Annotated in this window: 17 protein-coding genes; 14 read left to right on the top strand and 3 right to left on the bottom strand. The window is 59.7% G+C overall.

Annotated elements, in window-relative coordinates:
• The first annotated feature begins 12 nt into the window (after nucleotides 1-12).
• The 10 genes from pilW (at nucleotide 13) to ltrA (ending at nucleotide 11782) form a co-directional block, all read left to right on the top strand.
• A complete protein-coding gene (gene pilW / locus JIO00_RS23730) occupies nucleotides 13-771 on the top strand; it encodes a type IV pilus biogenesis/stability protein PilW (protein ID WP_010457854.1) in 759 nt (252 codons plus the stop codon).
• A complete protein-coding gene (locus JIO00_RS23725; protein ID WP_010457851.1) occupies nucleotides 771-1805 on the top strand; it encodes a RodZ domain-containing protein in 1035 nt (344 codons plus the stop codon). Before pilW ends, JIO00_RS23725 begins: the two co-directional genes overlap by 1 nt.
• Before the next feature lie 3 nt (nucleotides 1806-1808).
• Nucleotides 1809-2918 carry a flavodoxin-dependent (E)-4-hydroxy-3-methylbut-2-enyl-diphosphate synthase gene (gene ispG / locus JIO00_RS23720; protein WP_010457850.1) on the top strand — a complete coding sequence of 370 codons (1110 nt, stop codon included), beginning with the start codon at nucleotides 1809-1811 and terminating at the stop codon, nucleotides 2916-2918.
• A 23-nt stretch (nucleotides 2919-2941) separates the two neighbouring features.
• Nucleotides 2942-4231, top strand: coding sequence for a histidine--tRNA ligase (hisS, locus tag JIO00_RS23715; RefSeq protein ID WP_010457847.1), 1290 nt, complete (start codon nucleotides 2942-2944; stop codon nucleotides 4229-4231).
• A gap of 42 nt (nucleotides 4232-4273) precedes the next feature.
• Nucleotides 4274-4915, top strand: a complete 642-nt coding sequence (locus JIO00_RS23710; protein ID WP_010457845.1) for a tetratricopeptide repeat protein — start codon at nucleotides 4274-4276, stop codon at nucleotides 4913-4915.
• On the top strand, nucleotides 4908-6059 hold the full coding sequence (gene bamB, locus JIO00_RS23705) for an outer membrane protein assembly factor BamB (protein ID WP_042932605.1): 1152 nt from the start codon (nucleotides 4908-4910) through the stop codon (nucleotides 6057-6059). The genes JIO00_RS23710 and bamB overlap by 8 nt, the downstream gene beginning before the upstream one ends.
• A gap of 140 nt (nucleotides 6060-6199) precedes the next feature.
• Nucleotides 6200-7669 (top strand): ribosome biogenesis GTPase Der, encoded by a 1470-nt coding sequence (gene der / locus JIO00_RS23700; RefSeq protein ID WP_010457840.1) that lies wholly within the window; start codon nucleotides 6200-6202, stop codon nucleotides 7667-7669.
• Between the two features lie 146 nt (nucleotides 7670-7815).
• Nucleotides 7816-8964 carry a pyridoxal phosphate-dependent aminotransferase gene (locus tag JIO00_RS23695; protein WP_077749337.1) on the top strand — a complete coding sequence of 383 codons (1149 nt, stop codon included), beginning with the start codon at nucleotides 7816-7818 and terminating at the stop codon, nucleotides 8962-8964.
• On the top strand, nucleotides 8952-9743 hold the full coding sequence (locus JIO00_RS23690) for an amidohydrolase (protein ID WP_010457836.1): 792 nt from the start codon (nucleotides 8952-8954) through the stop codon (nucleotides 9741-9743). Before JIO00_RS23695 ends, JIO00_RS23690 begins: the two co-directional genes overlap by 13 nt.
• Before the next feature lie 617 nt (nucleotides 9744-10360).
• The gene (ltrA, locus tag JIO00_RS23685; protein ID WP_200666950.1) at nucleotides 10361-11782 is read left to right on the top strand and encodes a group II intron reverse transcriptase/maturase; all 1422 of its coding nucleotides are present in this window, start codon (nucleotides 10361-10363) and stop codon (nucleotides 11780-11782) included.
• A gap of 83 nt (nucleotides 11783-11865) precedes the next feature.
• On the opposite strand, the gene leuA is transcribed toward ltrA, so the two are convergent.
• Nucleotides 11866-13545 carry a 2-isopropylmalate synthase gene (gene leuA / locus JIO00_RS23680; protein ID WP_077749336.1) on the bottom strand — a complete coding sequence of 560 codons (1680 nt, stop codon included), beginning with the start codon at nucleotides 13543-13545 and terminating at the stop codon, nucleotides 11866-11868.
• A gap of 395 nt (nucleotides 13546-13940) precedes the next feature.
• Between leuA and JIO00_RS23675 the strand changes: the two genes are divergently transcribed.
• Nucleotides 13941-14297 (top strand): hypothetical protein, encoded by a 357-nt coding sequence (locus JIO00_RS23675; RefSeq protein ID WP_200666949.1) that lies wholly within the window; start codon nucleotides 13941-13943, stop codon nucleotides 14295-14297.
• 64 nt (nucleotides 14298-14361) lie between these two features.
• Here the strand turns inward: JIO00_RS23675 and JIO00_RS23670 are convergent, their stop codons facing one another.
• Nucleotides 14362-15183 (bottom strand): peptidoglycan DD-metalloendopeptidase family protein, encoded by an 822-nt coding sequence (locus JIO00_RS23670; protein WP_102593573.1) that lies wholly within the window; start codon nucleotides 15181-15183, stop codon nucleotides 14362-14364.
• A 3-nt stretch (nucleotides 15184-15186) separates the two neighbouring features.
• Complete coding sequence (gene xseA / locus JIO00_RS23665) at nucleotides 15187-16566, bottom strand: exodeoxyribonuclease VII large subunit (protein WP_010457826.1); 1380 nt, start codon at nucleotides 16564-16566, stop codon at nucleotides 15187-15189.
• 124 nt (nucleotides 16567-16690) lie between these two features.
• Between xseA and JIO00_RS23660 the strand changes: the two genes are divergently transcribed.
• The 3 genes from JIO00_RS23660 to guaB all read left to right on the top strand — a co-directional run bounded on the left by JIO00_RS23660 (nucleotide 16691) and on the right by guaB (nucleotide 19758).
• Nucleotides 16691-17458 (top strand): sulfite exporter TauE/SafE family protein, encoded by a 768-nt coding sequence (locus tag JIO00_RS23660; RefSeq protein WP_200666947.1) that lies wholly within the window; start codon nucleotides 16691-16693, stop codon nucleotides 17456-17458.
• Nucleotides 17459-17622: 164 nt separating this feature from the next.
• Nucleotides 17623-18171 (top strand): hypothetical protein, encoded by a 549-nt coding sequence (locus JIO00_RS23655; RefSeq protein ID WP_010457822.1) that lies wholly within the window; start codon nucleotides 17623-17625, stop codon nucleotides 18169-18171.
• Between the two features lie 117 nt (nucleotides 18172-18288).
• On the top strand, nucleotides 18289-19758 hold the full coding sequence (gene guaB / locus JIO00_RS23650; protein WP_010457821.1) for an IMP dehydrogenase: 1470 nt from the start codon (nucleotides 18289-18291) through the stop codon (nucleotides 19756-19758).
• Nucleotides 19759-19843 lie beyond the last annotated feature (85 nt).

The following is a 19843-nucleotide window of genomic DNA, read 5'->3' as shown; positions in this document are numbered from 1 at the left end:
GAGAGGATCTCTATGTCCCTGCGCTTTGCGCTGCTTTTGCTGTTGGCCAGCCTGTGTGCTGGTTGCGTCCTGTCGGGCGATTTCAACCCGATGAAAACCAGCAAAGGTCGCGATGAAGCGCGTGCTGCCTATGTGCAACTGGGCTTGGGATACTTGCAGCAAGGCATGACCGAACGGGCGAAAGTGCCGTTGAAGAAAGCCTTGGATCTGGATGACTCGGACCCGGATGCCAATGCGGCGCTTGGGTTGGTGTTTCAGGCTGAAATGGAACCTGAACTGGCAGACCAGCACTTTCGCAAGGCGCTGTCTTCCCGCCCCGACGATGCTCGAATCCTGAACAACTACGGCAGCTTTCTTTTCGAAGAAAAACGTTACAAAGAGGCTTACGAGCGCTTTGAACAGGCCGCCGCCGATACCCTGTATCCTGAGCGTTCGCGGGTGTTCGAGAACCTGGGCATGACCGCTTCGAAGCTGGGTCAGCGTGATCTGGCCCAGCAGCAACTGGAAAAAGCCCTGCGTTTGAACCGCCAACAACCGCGTGCATTGCTGGAAATGGCTGAGTTGTCCTTCGAAGACAGGCATTATGTGCCCGCGCGTGACTATTACGATCGTTTTAGCCTGCTCACCGAGCAAAATGCACGTAGTCTATTGCTCGGCGTTCGGCTGGCAAAAGTGTTTGAAGATCGCGACAAGGCCGCCAGTTTTGGCCTGCAACTAAAACGACTCTATCCCGGTACGCCGGAATATCAGCAATACCTGTCGGAGCAATGATGAAAGCGGCGCATCCCGAAGTTGTAGCAGCGAATCGCGTTAACCCCGGTGAGACTTTGCGCCAGGCCCGCGAAAGCAATGGCTGGTCGCTGGCTGAAGTGGCCCTCAAGCTCAACCTCACCGTTAATTCCTTGAGTAATCTGGAAGCCGGCGCTTTCGACAAGCTGCCGGGGCACACCTTTGCTCGCGGTTATATTCGCGCGTATGCCAAATTGTTGGGCATGGACCAGACCGTTCTGGTCCAGCAGTTCGACCAATCCACCGGCACCGACTCCCAGGGCAGCAACGTCCACAGCCTGGGGCGTATCGAAGAACCGGTTCGGGTTTCCCACACTATTTTGCGCATTGTCAGCCTGCTGTTGCTGATCGCAGTGATTGGCGGTGGTTTTGTCTGGTGGCAGGATCAAACCTCCCAGCGCACCAAGGACCTGATTACCCCGAGCCCGGAACACGTCGAAGTCGAAGGTGCTGATGGCACCACCCAGATCCATCCGCTGGACGAGCCGGAAGACCAGGCCGTCGCGGAAGGTCAGGTTGACGGCGCAACCGCGCTGGCGTTGCCGCAAGCCGAGAATTCCACTGAAGCACCGGCCGGGACTGAAGCCACTGCGCCTGCCGCCGCGCCGACTGCGCCCGTTGTCCCAGCGCCTGCTGCACCGGCGCACAGCACCGCTCCGGTTGTCGCGACTCCCGTAGCGCCGGCTCCGACGGCTCCTGTTGTATCAACTCCGCCTGCAAGCGCTTCGGTGACACCGACCATCCCCGCTCCAGCACCGGCAGCTCCGGTTGCCGGCCAAGGTCAGGTTCAACTGCAGTTCACCGCCGATTGCTGGACGCAAGTGACCGATGGCACCGGCAAAGTGCTGTTGAGCGGTCTGAAGCGTAAAGGCGAAAGTGTTTCCGTCAGCGGCAAGCCACCGTTTGCCGTGCGTCTGGGCTTCGCCCGTGGCGCGCAGGTCAGCTACAACGGGCAGGCGGTTGATGTCGCTCCGTTCACCAGTGGCGAGACTGCTCGCCTGAAGTTGGGTCAATAAGTCATGCACGGCGAATCTCCAATCAAACGTCGCGAATCCCGCAAGATCTGGGTCGGTAACGTGCCCGTCGGCGGCGATGCGCCCATCGCTGTTCAGAGCATGACGAACAGCGACACCAATGACGTGGCCGCCACCGTGGCCCAGATCAATCGTCTGGAAGCCGCTGGTGTCGATATCGTGCGGATTTCCGTGCCGGACATGGACGCCGCCGAAGCCTTCGGCAAGATCAAGCAATTGGTCAAGGTGCCGTTGGTTGCCGACATCCACTTCGACTACAAGATTGCGCTGCGCGTCGCCGAACTGGGTGTTGATTGCCTGCGGATCAACCCGGGCAACATCGGTCGTGAAGACCGCGTGCGCGCGGTGGTCGATGCCGCCCGTGATCGCGGGATCCCGATCCGCATCGGCGTCAACGCCGGTTCCCTGGAAAAAGACCTGCAAAAGAAATACGGCGAGCCGACCCCGGCGGCGCTGGTCGAGTCTGCCCTGCGTCACGTCGAGCACCTTGAACGCCTGAATTTCCAGGACTTCAAGGTCAGCGTGAAGGCCTCCGACGTGTTCATGGCCGTCGCCGCCTACCGCCTGCTGGCCAAGGAAATCGTCCAGCCGCTGCACCTGGGCATCACCGAAGCCGGTGGTTTGCGCTCAGGCACGGTGAAATCCGCCGTGGGCCTCGGTATGCTGCTCGCCGAAGGGATTGGCGATACTATTCGCATCTCGTTGGCGGCCGACCCGGTCGAGGAAGTGAAAGTCGGCTACGACATTCTCAAATCCCTGCACCTGCGTTCCCGTGGCATCAACTTCATCGCCTGCCCGAGCTGCTCGCGGCAGAATTTCGATGTGGTCAAAACCATGAACGAACTGGAAGGGCGCCTCGAAGATCTGCTGGTGCCGCTGGATGTCGCGGTCATCGGCTGCGTGGTCAACGGGCCGGGTGAAGCCAAGGAAGCCCATATCGGCTTGACCGGCGGCACGCCAAACCTGATTTACATCGACGGCAAGCCGTCGCAGAAACTGACGAATGACAATCTGGTGGATGAGCTTGAACGCTTGATCCGCCAGAAAGCGGCCGAAAAGGTCGAAGCCGACGCGGCAGTCATCGCCCGCGGCTGATCGAACGAATTTAAGGATTTATAGTGAGCAAGTCTCTGCAAGCCATACGTGGCATGAACGACATCCTGCCCGAACAGACCCCGCTGTGGCGTCATTTCGAGGGCACCGTCTCGCGTCTGCTGGATAACTACGGTTACAAGCAGATCCGCATGCCGATCGTCGAGTTCACCGAGCTGTTCAAGCGCTCCATTGGTGAAGTGACCGACATCGTCGAAAAAGAGATGTACACCTTCGACGACCGCAACGGCGATTCCCTGACCCTGCGCCCTGAAGGCACGGCGGCCTGCGTGCGTGCTGTGCTCGAGCACGGCATCACCGGCGGTGGTCAGGTGCAGAAACTCTGGTACATCGGCCCGATGTTCCGTCACGAACGTCCGCAAAAAGGCCGTTATCGCCAGTTCCACCAGATCGGTTGTGAGGTCTTCAACCTCGACGGTCCGGACATCGACGCCGAGCTGATCGTGCTGACCTGGCGCCTGTGGGGCGAGCTGGGCATCCGTGATGCGGTCAAGCTTGAGCTCAACAGCCTGGGCACCGCCGAGTCCCGTGCTCGTTATCGCGAAGCGCTGGTCGAGTTCCTCTCGTCCCGCCTGGACAAGCTGGACGAAGACAGCCAGCGCCGTCTGAAAACCAACCCTTTGCGGGTGCTCGATACCAAGAACGCAGACACGCAAGCCGTGCTGGTCGATGCGCCGAAAATGGCCGACTACCTGGACGAAGAATCCCGTGTGCACTTCGAGGGCCTGAAGGCTCGTCTGGACACCGCCGGCATTCCTTACGTGATCAACCCGAAGCTGGTTCGCGGGCTGGATTACTACAGCAAGACCGTTTTCGAATGGGTCACCGACAAGTTGGGCGCCCAGGGCACCGTGTGTGCCGGTGGTCGTTACGACGGTCTGGTGGAGCAGATGGGTGGCAAGCCAACCCCTGGCGTCGGTTTTGCCATGGGTATCGAGCGCCTGGTGCTGTTGCTTGAAACCCTGGAGCAAATTCCGGAAGAGATCTCTCGTCAGGTCGACGTTTACCTCTGCGCCTTCGGAGAAGCCGCCGAGCTGGCCGGTCTGGCCCTGAGTGAACGTGTACGTGATCAATTGCCCAACCTGCGCCTGCAAGTCAATGCCGGCGCGGGCAGCTTCAAAAGCCAGTTCAAGAAGGCCGACAAGAGCGGCGCGCTGTATGCGCTGATCCTCGGTGACGACGAAATGGCCCAGCAAGTGGTAGGTTTCAAACCCCTGCGTGGCCAGGGCGAACAACAAAGCATTGCCTGGGATGCGCTTGCTGCACACCTGGCCACCTGCGTCGTGCAGGGTTGAAGCTGTCATAAACAGCCGATTTAGCGATTAAGGAGTATTGGGGTGTCGAGTACCGAAGACGAAAACCTGGCAGATTTGAAGGACTGGTGGACACGCAACGGCAAGCCCCTGGTCACTGGCGGCCTGTTGGCGCTGGTCATCGTGTTCGGCTGGCAGGCCTTTCAGAAGTATCAGAGCAATCAGTCGCAAGGCGCCTCGATTCTCTATCAGCAATTGCTCGAAACCACGCTGACGCCTGACGGCAAGCCTGATGCCGCCCGTGTTTCGGACCTGGCCGGCAAGCTCAACAGCGAGTTCGGCGGTAGCGCCTATGCACAGTACGGCAGCTTGTTCGTGGCGAAAGTCGCGGTCGACAGCGGCAAGCTGGACGACGCGGCCACCGAGCTGAAAGCCATCGTGGCAAAACCGGCCAACCCGGCGCTGGGCGAAATCGCCCGTCAGCGTCTGGCGCAGGTACTGGCGGCGCAGAACAAGGTCGATGAGGCCCTGAAGCTGCTCGAAGGCGATGCTGACAAGGCATTCCTGGCCACGCGCGAAGAACTCAAAGGCGACCTGCTGGTGCAGTTGGGTCGTACCGACGAAGCAAACACGGCGTATCAAAAAGCCAAGGCGGCACTGTCGGATGAAGCGGCGGTCGGTGGCCTACAAATCAAGCTGGACGACCTGGCCAAAGGGGATGCGTGACGTGATCCGTTGGAAACATGCAGCATTGCTGGCTCTGGCCATTTTGGCCGCGGGTTGCAGCAGCAACAGCAAAAAAGAATTGCCACCGGCCGAGTTGACCGACTTCAAAGAAGAAGTGGTTCTGCAAAAGCAGTGGAGTCGTTCGATCGGTGACGGTCAGGGCGAAACCTACAACATGCTGGTTCCGGCGATCGAAGGCGATACCATCTATGCTGCCGACGTCACCGGTGTGGTGATGGCGCTGGATCGCAGCAACGGCGACGTCAAATGGAAGAAGGACCTTGAACTGCCTGTTTCCGGCGCCGTTGGCGTGGGTTACGGTCTGGTCATGTTCGGCACCATCAAGGGCGAAATCGTTGCTCTGGATGCGATCAATGGTGAAGAGAAATGGCGCGCTCGCGTGTCCAGCGAAGTACTCGCACCGCCGGCCAACAACGGTGACGTGGTTGTGGTTCAGACTCAGGACGACCGTCTGATTGGTCTGGATGCCGCCACCGGCACCCAGCGCTGGTTGTATGACAGCACGCCTGCGGTCCTGACCTTGCGCGGCACCAGCGCACCGATCGTCACCAACCGCCTCGCGGTGGCTGGCCTGTCGACCGGTAAAGTGGTCGCTCTCGATATTTCCAACGGCGTGCCGGTGTGGGAACAACGGGTCGCGATTCCACAAGGTCGTTCGGAACTGGAGCGTGTGGTCGATATCGACGGTGGCCTGCTGCTGTCCGGCGAAACGCTGTACGTCGCCAGCTACCAGGGTCGCGTTGCGGCACTGGACCTGCAAAGCGGTCGTCAGCTCTGGCAGCGTGATGCTTCCAGCTATGCCGGCGTCGCGCAGGGTTTTGGCAGCGTTTACGTGAGCCTGTCTTCGGGCACCGTTGAAGGCGTCGACGAACGTTCCACCACAGCCTTGTGGAGCAACGATTCGCTGGCTCGTCGTCAACTGTCGGCTCCGGAAGTGTTCTCCAGCTACGTTGCAGTCGGCGATATGGAAGGCTACCTGCACCTGCTGAGCCAGGTGGACGGTCGTTTCGTCGGCCGCGAGCGCATCGACAGCGACGGCCTGCGTGCCCGTCCGCTGGTGGTGGGTGACACGATTTATGTGTATGGCAACAGTGGCAAACTGGAAGCCCTGACCATTAAGTAAAGGTTTGACTATGCTTGGGGTTAAACCCCAGGCAGCCCCGTAACCACGGGGTTCGCAGCGCCCTCAAGCGCTGCCCCGAGCACCAGCCGCTGCCTCGCAGCGGCTTTTGTATTTTCTGAAATAACGAAGTGGAGAGCCGCATGGTTCCCGTAATCGCCCTGGTGGGCCGACCGAACGTCGGCAAGTCCACCTTGTTCAACCGCCTGACCAGGACTCGCGACGCCATCGTCGGCGACTTGTCCGGTCTGACCCGTGATCGCCAATACGGTGAGGCCAAGTGGCAAGGGCGTTCCTACATTCTGGTCGACACCGGCGGTATCTCCGGTGACGAGCACGGTATGGACGAAAAAATGGCCGAGCAGTCGTTGCTGGCCATTGAAGAAGCGGATGTCGTTCTGTTCCTGGTAGATGCCAAGGCCGGTTTTACCGCCGCCGACCAGATGATCGCCGAGCATTTGCGCAAACGTAACAAGCGTTCCTACGTGGTTGCCAACAAGGTCGACAACATCGACCCTGAAATGGCCCGCGCCGAGTTCGCCCCGTTGGGCATGGGCCACGCGATTCCGATCGCCGGCGCCCACGGTCGTGGCATCACCCAGATGCTGGAAATCGCCCTGAGCGACTTCCCGAAAGACGATGACGAACAGGAAGAAGGCGAGGAAGAGATCGTTGCCGAAGGCGAGGAAGCCAAGCGCATTCCTGGCCCTAGCGAAAAAGACGGGATCAAGATCGCCATCATCGGCCGCCCGAACGTCGGCAAGTCGACCCTGGTCAATCGCATGCTCGGTGAAGACCGGGTTATCGTCTATGACGAGCCTGGCACCACTCGCGACAGCATCTACATCCCGTTCGAGCGTAACGACGAGAAGTACACGCTGATCGACACCGCCGGTGTGCGCAAGCGCGGCAAGATCCACGAAGAAGTCGAAAAGTTCTCCGTGGTCAAAACCCTGCAAGCGATCAAAGACGCCAACGTGGTGATCTTTGTGATGGACGCCCGTGAGGGTGTGGTCGATCACGATCTCAACCTGCTGGGCTTCGCCATTGAGTCGGGTCGTGCGCTGGTGATCGCGATCAACAAGTGGGACGGCATGACGCCGAGCGAGCGTGACTTCGTGAAGGTCGAGCTGCAACGTCGACTGTTCTTCGTCGACTACGCCGACATCCACTTCATCTCGGCCCTGCACGGTACGGGCGTGGGCAACCTCTATGCCTCCGTACAGAACTCGTTCAAGTCCGCGGTTACCCGCTGGCCAACCAACCGCCTGACCACGATCCTGGAAGATGCGGTCAGCGAGCACGCGCCGCCGATGGTCAACAACCGCCGGATCAAGCTGCGTTATGCCCACTTGGGTGGTGCGAACCCGCCGATCATCGTGATCCACGGTAACCAGATCGAGAAGGTGCCGAAGTCTTACGTCCGTTATCTGGAAAACACTTACCGTCGTGTCTTGAAGCTGGTCGGTACGCCGATTCGCATCGAGTTCAAGGGCGGCGAAAACCCGTTCGAAGGCAAAAAGACCACGCTGACCGACCGTCAGGTCAACAAGAAGCGTCGCATGATGTCGCACCACAAAAAGGCCGACAAAAAGCGCCGCGATAAGAAATAGAAGCAGCTTTAAGTTTCAAGCTGCAAGCTTCAAGTCACTGCAGAAAAGGGCTCAAGTCAGAGCCCTTTTTTGTGTCTGATGGTTTGTTGCTTGACCACTTGCAGCTTGCAGCTTGAAACTTGCAGCTCACCTGCAAGGGGCTACCGATGATCACCAGTAAGCTGCCGAATGTCGGCATCACTATCTTCACTCAGATGTCTCAACTCGCGGCGCAAACCGGGGCGATCAACCTGTCCCAGGGGTTTCCTGATTTCGATGCACCGCAAGCCCTGTGCGATGCGGTCGGTCGGCACATTGCCAATGGCCACAACCAATATTCACCGATGACCGGCCTGCCGGCGCTGCGTCAGCAGATTTCGGCGAAGATCGCCCGCACCTACGGCGTCAGCGTGGATGCCGACCATGAAGTGACGGTCACTCCCGGAGCCACTCAAGCGATCTTCTGTGCGATTCAAGCGGTTATCCACAGCGGCGATGAAGTGATCGTGTTCGATCCGTGCTACGACAGCTACGAGCCGTCGGTGGAGCTGGCCGGTGGGCGATGCGTGCATGTGCAACTGGGTCTGAATGATTTTTCCATCGACTTCGAGAAACTCGCCGAAGCGATTACGCCGCGCACGCGGATGATCGTGCTGAACGCTCCGCATAACCCGAGTGGCGCGCTGATCAGCCGTGCCGAGCTGGACCAGTTGGCAGCGTTGATTCGGGATCGCGACATCTACATCGTCAGTGACGAAGTCTACGAACACCTGGTCTTCGACGGCGTGCCTCACGTCAGCGTGCTGAATCACGAAGAGCTGTATCAGCGCGCCTTCGTGGTCAGTTCTTTCGGCAAGACCTATCACGTCACCGGGTGGAAAACCGGCTACGTGGTCGCACCGCCGGCGCTCACCGCCGAGCTGCGCAAGGTTCACCAGTACGTCAGTTTCTGCGGCGTGACCCCGCTGCAATACGCCTTGGCCGACTTCATGGCCGAACATCCTGAACACGTCGAAGAACTGCCGGGTTTCTACCAGGCCAAGCGCGATCTGTTCTGCGATCTGCTGGCGTCGTCGCGTTTCAGCTTCAAGCGCGTGACCGGCACGTATTTTCAGTTGGTCGATTATTCGCAGATCCGCCCGGACCTCAATGACGTCGAAATGGCGCTGTGGATGACCCGTGAACATGGCGTGGCGAGCATCCCGATCTCGGTTTTCTACCAGACACCACCTGAAGGCCAGCGCCTGGTGCGCTTGTGCTTCGCCAAACGCGAGGAGACGTTGCGTGAAGCAGCGGCAAAACTATGCGTGATCTGAGTGCACTGCCCAATCTGAACGTCGCGCTGATCCAGACCACCCTGGCCTGGCACGACCGTCAGGCCAACCTGGAGCATTTCGAGCCATTGCTTGAGCAGGCTCGCGGGGCGGATCTGATCATTCTGCCGGAGATGTTCACCACCGGTTTTTCCATGGAATCGCAGACCCTCGCCGAAGCGGAAAACGGTCCGACCAGCAAATGGCTACGCGTCCAGGCGGCGAAACTTGATGCGGTGATCACCGGCAGCGTCATCGTCCAGGCCGCTGATGGCAGCCACCGCAATCGATTGTTGTGGGCGCGGCCGGACGGGGAAGTCTGGCACTACGACAAGCGTCACCTGTTCCGCATGGCCGGTGAGCACAACCACTACACACCGGGTGAGCGCCAGGTGCAGTTCGAGCTCAAGGGCTGGCGTGTGCGGCCGCTGATTTGCTATGACTTGCGTTTCCCGGTCTGGAGCCGCGACGCACAAGACACTGACTTGCTGCTCTACACCGCCAACTGGCCCGGCGCGCGTCGTCAGCATTGGAACCGTTTGCTGCCAGCGCGGGCGATTGAAAACCTGTGCTACGTGGCGGCGGTCAATCGCATCGGTACCGACGGCAAAGGCTTTGCTTACACCGGTGATAGCCAGGTGCTGGATTTCCAGGGTGAGACATTGCTCAGTGCCGGCGAAGCCGATGGCGTGTTCCAGGTCGTGCTGAATGCGGCGGATCTGCAAGCCTATCGCACACGGTTTCCGGCGAATCTCGATGCTGATACGTTCGAGTTCACCTGATATCTCGGCAGCCTGAGCCGGCCTCATCGCGAGCAGGCTCACTCCCACAGTGGATCGCGTGAATAGAGATTTTGTGTGCACCCGAAGCCTCCTGTGGGAGTGAGCCTGCTCGCGAAGAGGCCATGACAGGCACCCTAAAAATGCCAGGCAAACAAAAAGGCCCCGAGGTTTTCACCTCGGGGCCTTTTGCATGTGCGCCAGGCATGGCGCGTTGCGCGCAAGCGCAACCAGCTTGGCTGTGGTGGCCATGCTGGTGACTTGGAGGTGAAAGTCCTCTACACACCCGGCAAGGGGAAGTGTTAGCCAGAGGCAAGGGTGTCGTGGGTGACTGCGAATCTGAAGGAAGCCCGAGGCAAAGTGCTGGCCTGACGAACAGGAAGCGGATTAGGCGGCGTAGCGGGGTGAGATGGCATGCATCATCAAAGCCCAATACTTGCACGGAACGCTACGACGTAAATCCGACAGGCATAAGCAGGAAGGTCACGCGAATTACCCTGGGAGATCTGTACGTTTGCCCCTGTGCTACCGACGCCGAGAGGCGACGGGATGAGCGTGCAGAAGTCAGCCGAGGCCGTAGTAAGTGGCGAATAACCGCGTCACCAAGGGCCGAACAGGTTATGCCGCCAGTAGGCGTCAGAGTCTCGTTGGATACCGAAATGCAGAAATTTCTCCCAGAGAAGACTGTTACTCCTAGTCCCGGACAGAATCCGAGGATGACGGCTGACAGCGCACAGGTATCGGCGGCGTCTGTGACGTGGACGAACGCGGAGTCGGACACGCTGATGGAACGGGTGCTTGCACCCGCCAACCTTAAGCGTGCGTATCAACGCGTAGTTAGCAACAAGGGCGCACCGGGTGCCGATGGCATGGCGGTCGACCACTTGGCGGGCTACGTGAAACAGTATTGGCCGACCCTCAAGGCTCGGTTGCTGGCCGGTGAGTATCACCCGCAAGGTGTGCGCGCCGTCGAGATCCCCAAACCCAAAGGTGGAACAAGACAGCTGGGCATTCCCAGCGTCGTGGATCGCCTGATCCAGCAGGCGCTGTTGCAACAGCTCACGCCGATCTTCGACCCACTGTTCTCGGACTACAGCTACGGCTTTCGTCCGGGCAGAAGCGCTCACCAAGCCATTGAAATGGCCCGTGTCCATGTGGCGGCGGGCTATCGCTGGTGTGTGGAACTTGATCTGGAGAAGTTCTTTGATCGGGTCAACCACGACGTGCTGATGGCCTACGTGGAGCGTCAAATCGAAGATAAGCGAGTGCTCACGCTAATCCGGCGTTACCTCGAAGCGGGAACTATGTCAGACGGACTCGCCAGTCGACGGCAGGAAGGGACGCCGCAAGGCGGCCCTCTCTCGCCGCTGCTGTCGAACATCCTGCTCAACGAACTTGACCGTGAGCTGGAGCGACGGGGCCACCGTTTCGTGCGCTATGCGGATGACGCGAACATTTATGTGCGTAGCCGTCATGCTGGCGAGCGAGTGATGGCAGGCGTCGAGCGCTTTCTGCGGCAGCGTTTGAAACTGACGCTGAATAGGGAAAAGAGCAGCGTGGCACGGCCTTGGGTCTGCGACTATCTGGGTTATGGGATGAGCTGGCATCGACAGCCGAGGCTGAGAGTGGCGACGATGAGTCTGGGTCGCCTGCGTGGCCGACTCAGAACCTTGCTGCGTGGAGCGAGGGGCCGAAAGTTGTCGGACGTAGTCAAGCAACTGAACCCTGTCCTGCTTGGCTGGAGTGGTTACTTCAAGCTCAGCCAGAGCAAAGGTCCCCTTGGAGAGCTTGACGGATGGGTGCGTCGAAAACTTCGTTGTGCCGTGTGGCGTCAGTGGAAGCTGTCCTCGACGAGGGCCCGCAACCTGATGCGTCTCGGGCTCAGCGAGGTGACCGCCTGCAAGTCAGCCTTCAATGGTCGAGGTCCATGGTGGAACGCGGGTGCATCCCATATGAATCTGGCTCTGCCAAAAAAGCGATGGGATGCACTGGGGCTTGTCTCGATACTGGATACGATAAACAGACTTAGTCGCATAGCCTGAACCGCCGTATACGGAACCGTACGTACGGTGGTGTGAGAGGACGGCGGATGTAAATCCGCCTCCTACTCGATTGCCGCGAACGCTTACGCCGCTTTCGCTTCCGGCTGGCTCAGGGAGCGGTTCAGCGCGCTGAACAGGGCCTTGAAGCTCGCGGTGGTGATGTTTTCATCGATACCGACGCCATGCACCGCACGTTCACCGTTCACACGCAGTTCGATGTAAGCCGCTGCCTTGGCATTGGTGCCCGCGCCGATTGCGTGTTCGTTGTAGTCCATGATTTCCACCGGGATCGGCAGGCCGGCCACCAGGGCTTCCAGCGCGCCGTTGCCCTTGCCGCGCCAGTGCAGGTTGGTTTCGCCCTGGCCTTTGCCCGAGACTTCCACTTCCACGGCACTGTGACCGTTTTCTTCCTGCAGGCGATGGCTGACCAGCGCATACGGGGTGTTGGCCTGCAAATACTCGCTGTGCAGCAAGGCGTGGATCTGTTGGGCGGTCATCTCCAGGCCGAGGCGATCGGTTTCACGCTGTACCACCTGGCTGAACTCGATCTGCATGCGACGCGGCAAGCTGATGCCGTATTCCTGTTCCAGCAAGTAGGCGATACCGCCCTTGCCCGACTGGCTGTTGACGCGGATCACCGCCTCGTAGCTGCGGCCGATGTCGGCCGGGTCGATCGGCAAGTACGGCACTTCCCACAAGGCGTCCGGTTTCTGCTGGGCAAAGCCCTTGCGGATCGCGTCCTGGTGGGAGCCGGAGAACGCGGTGTGAACCAGGTCGCCGACGTAGGGGTGACGTGGGTGCACCTGGATCTGGTTGCATTCTTCAACGACTTTGCGCACGCCGTCGATGTCGGAGAAGTCCAGCTCAGGGTGAATGCCCTGGGTGTAGAGGTTCAACGCGACGGTCACGAGGTCGACGTTACCGGTACGCTCGCCGTTACCGAACAGGCAACCTTCGACACGGTCAGCACCGGCCATAAGGCCCAGTTCGGTGGCCGCAACGCCCGTACCACGGTCGTTGTGGGTGTGCAGGCTGATGATCACGCTGTCACGACGGTTGATGTGACGGCCGAACCATTCGATCTGGTCGGCATAGATGTTCGGGGTCGCGCATTCGACGGTGGCCGGCAGGTTGAGGATCACCTTGTGCTCAGGCGTCGGGTTCCAGACTTCGATGACCGCGTCACAGACTTCCTTGGCGAACTCCAATTCGGTCGCGCTGAAGGTTTCCGGCGAGTATTCGAAGGTCCACTGGGTGTCCGGTTGCTGGGCGGCATATTTGACGAACAGCTTGGCGGCGTTCACGGCGATGGCCTTGACACCTTCCTTGTCCTGGTTGAAGACAATGCGGCGGAAGGACGGGGAGGTCGCGTTGTACAAGTGAACGATGGCTTTCTTCGCCCCGCGCAGGGATTCGAAAGTGCGCTCGATCAGGTCTTCACGGCCCTGGGTCAGCACCTGAATGGTGGTGTCGTCCGGGATGTGGTTGCCTTCGATCAGGGTACGCACGAAGTCGAAGTCGGTTTGCGACGCGGCCGGGAACGACGCTTCGATCTCTTTCACACCGACTTGCACCAACGTCTTCCAGAAACGCAGCTTCTTGACCGCGTCCATTGGCTCGATCAGCGACTGGTTGCCGTCACGAAGGTCGGAACTGCACCAGATCGGCGCTGCGGTGATGGTCTTCGATGGCCAGGTACGGTCCGGGATGTCGATGGTCGGGAACGCGCGGTATTTCGAAGACGGGTCTTTGAGCATGCTCATCGGGAAATCCTTATTGTGTGGGCCGAAAAAAGGCGGCCTGCCGGTGGATCAATGTTCTTGGGGAAAAGCGTGGGGCGAGGCACCGCGATTCAGCCTGGCAGTCGTGCACTGACGAGGCACAGGCTGCGGTGCTGACGAAGCTGAATGAGGGTGTGAGAGGTTTTCATGCCTTCAACCCTAACCGCCGTGATTGAGGATGGCAAGCAGTCGAAAAAAATTGAGAGGAATACTCGAATAGTCAGGATTATCGCGATTTTATTGCGGTCAGGCCGGGTGATTGTGTTGATGTTTGCGCGAGGTTTGAAGGGTGCGCAATTGAAAGTTGGCAGACTTGTCTTGGCGACGGCAGCTATTCTTAAAGCCTCAACCAGACGACTGGAATGCAGGAGTCAGCGATGAACGAGTCGGATTGGAAGCTTTACAGTGCGTTGCGCCCGTTGGCCCATGAGCGGATGTGTAACCGGATCATGGACGAAGTCGAGCGCACGGTGCTGGATAGAAGCCAAGCGCCTTATGATCGAATTGAAGTGAGCGAAGAGCTGCTCAAAGCCGGGCAAAAGGAGCTGTATTGGGCATTTGGCGCTTTCAGGTTCTCACGCAATGACGCCAGCTCTCACTTGCTGGCGTTGTGTGCCCGCGAGTTGATCACGGCTGAAGAATTGGCTGGCTTCTCACAAGACACTCAAACATGGATCAGCAATTGTCTGGCGAACCGGGAGGTCCATGGTATTGAGGATCTGGACGCTGAATAAGCGGCGGCAGTGATGGCCCTATCGCGAGCCTGATTGCGAATGGGCCAGTCGCCTCAAAGAAGATTCAGGGCTGGAAAGCACCAATAAAAATCGCCGGATCCACCCGCGCATCATTCAGGCTGACATTCCAGTGCATGTGCGGCCCGGTCGCCCGCCCGGTGGCGCCGACTTTCCCGACTACACCGCCGCGCGCCAGTTGCTGCCCCACCTTCACGTCAATCTTCGACATATGGCAGAACATGCTGATAAAGCCCTGCCCATGGTCGACGAACACCGTATTGCCATTAAAGAAGTAGTTGCCGATCAGGATTACCTTGCCCGCCGCCGGGGTCTTGATCGGTGTGCCTGCGCCCACGGCGAAATCCAGGCCCGAGTGGGGATTGCGCTCTTCGCCATTAAAGAACCGGCGCACACCGAACTTGCTCGACAGCGGCCCGTTGACTGGTTTGTCCAGTAGCAGGTTGCTCGGGGTGTTCGGACTGAACGTGCGGTAGGCGGCGATTTGCTCGGCCAGTTCACCTTCGATGCGCTTAAGGTTCTCCGGGTTCGGATTGACCTGCTGCGTGTTCTTCAGGGTGATGTGCTGTTCCGGATACTTCTTGTTGCCGACCGTGAAACTCAGAGTGCGACCGCCGCTGCTGACCTGCTGCGTGCCCGGTTTAACCGTCAACGGCACGCCGACAATCGCCAGCCAATTGTTCTGTTCCTTGACCACCAGCACCGACTTGCCTTGGTAGCTGGCTTTTGGCGCCTGTGCAGAAGCACCCAGGTCCACCACGGCCACGCCCCCCGGTACCGGTTTATTCAACAGGCGGGTGATGTAGCTGTCGGCGTGGGCATTGAAGGTCAGGCATAGCAACAGCAGCGGAGCTAAAAAACGCGGCATGGATCAATCCAGTAAAGAAAGGGTGACAGGCGTCAGGTGATTGTCTTCGACCCGGACATGCAGCTCGCCTTCGCCCAGTTTGGCTTTCAGGCGCTGACCGGTATGGGTTTGCTCGGCGCTGCGAATCGCGTTGCCGCGTTCATCCAGCAGAATGCTGTAGCCACGGGCCAGGGTCGCCAGCGGGCTGACCACTTGCAGCGTCTGCACCTGACTTTGCAGTTGCAGGCGACGGGACTTGAGCCCTTCACGCATGGCTCGCGGCAGGCGCTCGGCGAAGCTGTCGAGGCGCTGACGAAGCATTGCCAATTGCCGTCCCGGGTGTTGCCCGGCGAGGCGGGTTTCCAGACGAATCAAGCGTTCGCGACGGGTATTGAGGCTGCGTTCGAAAGCGCGGCGCATGCGCATGTCCAGGTCGTCCAGACGTTGCGCTTGCTGGCGCAGACGTTCGCCAGGGTGACGCAGGCGACGGGACATGCCTTCCAGGCGCAGCCGATCGCGCATCAAGCGGTCGCGGATGCGCATCACCAGGCGCCGGTGCAGGCTTTCGACCCGGCGCACCAGGTCGCTGGAATCCGGCGCGAGCAATTCGGCGGCGGCGGAGGGCGTCGGGGCGCGGACGTCGGCGACGAAGTCACTGATCGAGACATCGGTTTCGTGGCCGACGGCGCTGACAATCGGCGTCACGCACGCATCCACGGCGCGGGCCACGGCTTCTTCGTTGAAACACCAGAGGTCTTCCAGCGAACCGCCGCCACGGGCGAGGATCAGCGCATCAAAACCGCGAGCGTCCGCCAGTTTCAGGGCGCGGACGATTTGCGCAGTCGCTTCGCGGCCCTGTACGGCGGTCGGGATCAGAGTCAGTTGAACCTGCGGTGCGCGGCGGCGAAAGACGCTGATGATGTCGCGAATCACCGCGCCAGTCGGCGAACTGATAATGCCGATGCGCTGCGGATGCGCCGGCAACGGCACTTTGCGCTCGGCGCTGAACAGGCCTTCGGCGCTGAGTTTTTCCTTCAGTGCATCGAACGCCAGACGCAGCGCACCGTCACCGGCCGGCTCCACGGTGTCGAGGATCAGCTGATAGTCGCCACGCCCCTCGAACAGCGAAACCTTGCCGCGCACCTTGACCGCCAGGCCGTCCTTCAGCGCCTGGCGAACTCGTGCTGCGTTCTGCCGAAACAGCGCGCAACGAACCTGGGCGCCGCTGTCCTTGAGGGTGAAATACACGTGGCCGGACGCCGGGCGGGCGAGGTTGGAGATTTCGCCTTCGACCCAGATGTTGCTGAACACGTCTTCGAGCAACACCCGCGCGCGGCCGTTGAGCTGGCTGACAGTCAGGACTTCACGGTCCAGGCCGAGTCTTGCAAAGGGATCTTTAATCATGGGGCGCATGATAAAGGCATTCGTCGAACAATCTCCATGAGTGCGCACAAATCCCTTATGAGAGCGGGCCTGCGCGCTCCCATAAGGAGTAAAGTCAGCCCCGGGATTCAGGGAAGACGAGGGAATGAGTGTGCTTGAGTTGTTGAACCCATGGCCATTCGGCGCCACGGATTGGCTGGTGATCGGGCTGGGCATTGCCCTGGCCTATATCGTGTTTGGTATCGCCGGATTTGGCACTGCGCTGGTGGCGGGGCCGATTCTTATTCTGTTCATGCCGCTGTCGAAGATCGTGCCGTTGCTGGTGCTGCTGGATTTCGTCGCAGCGTTTGGCAATCTGCTGCCTTCGCGGCGGGATGTGGCGAAACCCGAGTTGCTGCGGCTGCTGCCCTGCATGGCGGTGGGCTGCACGTTGGGGGTGATCTTTCTGCTGAACCTCAAATCCGATGTGTTATTGCTGTTGATGGGGCTGTTTATCAGCACCTACGCGATTTACAGCTTGTGGGTCAAAACCCGTCCGACACAATTGTCCGCCGCCTGGGCGGTGCCGATGGGCACGGTGGGCGGGATGTTCGGGGCATTGTTTGGCAGTGGCGGCTTTCTATATGCGATCTATTTGAACAGTCGCCTGCCCAAAGAGGCGGCCCGGGCGACCCAGAGTGCGCTGATCAGTTGCAGCACCGTGGTGCGCTTGAGCCTGTTTGCCGTCGCAGGTGTCTATGCCGAGCTACCCTTATTGATATTGGCCCTGTGTCTATTGCCGGCCATGGCCGTGGGGCTGTGGGTCGGGCGGCGATTGACCCTGAGATTGTCCCGCGAGGCGTTCGTGCGGCTGGTGACCTGGTTGGTGCTGGCGAGCGGGATTGCCTTGATCGGGCGTTATTTGAGTACTTGACCGGATTTCGTCAGGGATTAAGCTGCCGGCCGTTCCGATGCCTTCGCGGGCAAGCCTCGCTCCTACAGTCGTTCGCAAACTTTTCCGGTAGGAGCGAGGCTTGCCCGCGAAGGCGTCAGTAAGAACACCGCAGAAACATCCAATTGACGCAGTAGGCTTGCACCATGAATTCGCAAAGCATCATCGTCCCGAAAATCTCCACACTGCCGGTACACGAACCCCGGGCCCGGGCGGTCGTGCGCTGGCTGGTGCGCAAGAACATCATCAAGGAAGAGCTGACCACGTGTGGCCGTACCGGTAACCGCATGGGCCACGCCATCGCCGACGGTGCCCGCGCCGTGGTGTTGCACCCACAAGCGCTGCCGTTCGGCGAGCCGATCAATGGCCTGGAGATCATCACCAAGCGCTGCATCTACACGCCGGCCAAGGGGTTCCTGGAAGAGGCGGGTTGCGCCGAGTGCCGCAAGGAAGTCGGCGAAGCGCTGTTCGAAAGCCTGGAGGAGTGGATGCCAGGGCGCACCGATAACTTCACCTGCCCGGAGTGCGGGCATGAAGACGACATCAACGGCTTTCTTTTCCTGCAGGAATGCGGCTTTTCCAACCTGGGGTTCATCTTTAACAACTGGGCCGAGGCCGGGTTCAAGCAGAGCTTTATCGATGAGTTTGCCGATTGGCTGGATCAGCCCGTCAGTTGGGTGAAAGTCGAGTTGTAGGAAGCGACAATCCCCGTATATCAGTAATGCTAATAATAGAAAGAGTTTTACATTGAACACGAGGGGGTGTCTGACTATAATGGCGCGCTTCCATTTTCCCGCTCGGGAGCCCCCGCGATGCTGCGTATCAGCCAAGAAGCTCTGACATTCGACGACATTCTCCTAGTGCCCGGTTATTCCGAGGTGCTTCCTAACGAAGTCAGTCTCAAGACCCGCCTTACCCGTGGCATCGAGCTGAATATTCCTCTGGTTTCTGCCGCCATGGACACCGTCACTGAAGCCCGTCTGGCAATCGCCATGGCTCAGGAAGGTGGCATCGGTATCATCCACAAGAACATGACCATCGAGCAGCAAGCTGCCGAAGTGCGCAAGGTCAAGCGTTACGAGGCCGGCGTGGTCAAGGACCCGATCACCATCGAGGCTGAAGCCACGGTGCGTGAACTGTTCGAACTGACCCGTCTGCACAACATCTCCGGCGTTCCGGTTTTGCACAATGGCGACCTGGTCGGCATCGTCACTTCCCGTGACGTGCGTTTCGAAAATCGTCTGGAAGCCACTGTCCGCGAAGTGATGACGCCCAAAGAGCGCCTGGTCACGGTCAAGGAAGGCGCCGACAAGAACGACGTTCGTGAGCTGTTGCACAAACACCGCATCGAACGCGTGCTGATCGTCGACGACAAATTTGCCCTCAAAGGCATGATGACCGTCAACGACATCGAAAAAGCCAAGGCGTACCCGCTGGCCAGCAAGGACGATCAAGGTCGTCTGCGTGTTGGCGCAGCAGTTGGTACCGGTAAAGACACCGGTGACCGCGTCGCTGCCCTGGTCAATGCCGGCGTTGACGTGGTGGTGGTCGACACCGCACACGGTCACTCCAAAGGCGTGATCGACCGCGTTCGCTGGGTCAAACAGAATTTCCCTGAAGTGCAGGTCATCGGCGGCAACATCGCCACCGGCGCTGCTGCCAAGGCCCTGGCCGAAGCCGGCGCTGATGCGGTCAAGGTCGGTATCGGCCCTGGCTCGATCTGCACCACCCGTATCGTCGCCGGTGTCGGCGTCCCGCAAATCAGTGCCATCGCCAACGTCGCCGCTGCCCTTGAAGGCACTGGCGTTCCGTTGATCGCCGACGGCGGCATCCGCTTCTCCGGTGACCTGTCCAAGGCCATCGTAGCCGGTGCTTCCTGCGTGATGATGGGCTCGATGTTCGCCGGTACTGAAGAAGCCCCGGGCGAGATCGAACTGTTCCAGGGTCGTTCGTACAAGGCTTACCGTGGCATGGGTTCGCTGGGCGCCATGTCCCAGGCCCAGGGTTCCTCCGACCGTTACTTCCAGGACTCCTCCGCGGGTGCCGAGAAGCTGGTTCCGGAAGGCATCGAAGGGCGTGTTCCTTACAAGGGCAGCCTGAGCGCCATCATCCATCAACTGATGGGCGGCCTGCGTTCCTCGATGGGTTACACCGGCAGTGCCGACATCGAAGAAATGCGCACCAAGCCTGAGTTCGTGCGGATCACCGGCGCTGGCATGGCCGAGTCCCACGTCCACGACGTACAGATCACCAAAGAAGCGCCAAACTACCGCGTAGGTTGAGGCTTCAAGCAAAACGTTAAGTAACCGGGGCTGTTTTATTCAGCCCCGAGTTGTTTCTGAATCACGACTGTTTCTGAATTACTAG

The sequence above is a fragment of the Pseudomonas sp. SW-3 genome (genome assembly GCF_016615645.1).
Taxonomy (GTDB): domain Bacteria; phylum Pseudomonadota; class Gammaproteobacteria; order Pseudomonadales; family Pseudomonadaceae; genus Aquipseudomonas; species Aquipseudomonas mandelii.
Note: the sequence above shows the minus strand (reverse complement) of the source record. Positions and strands in the feature narration are given on the sequence as shown.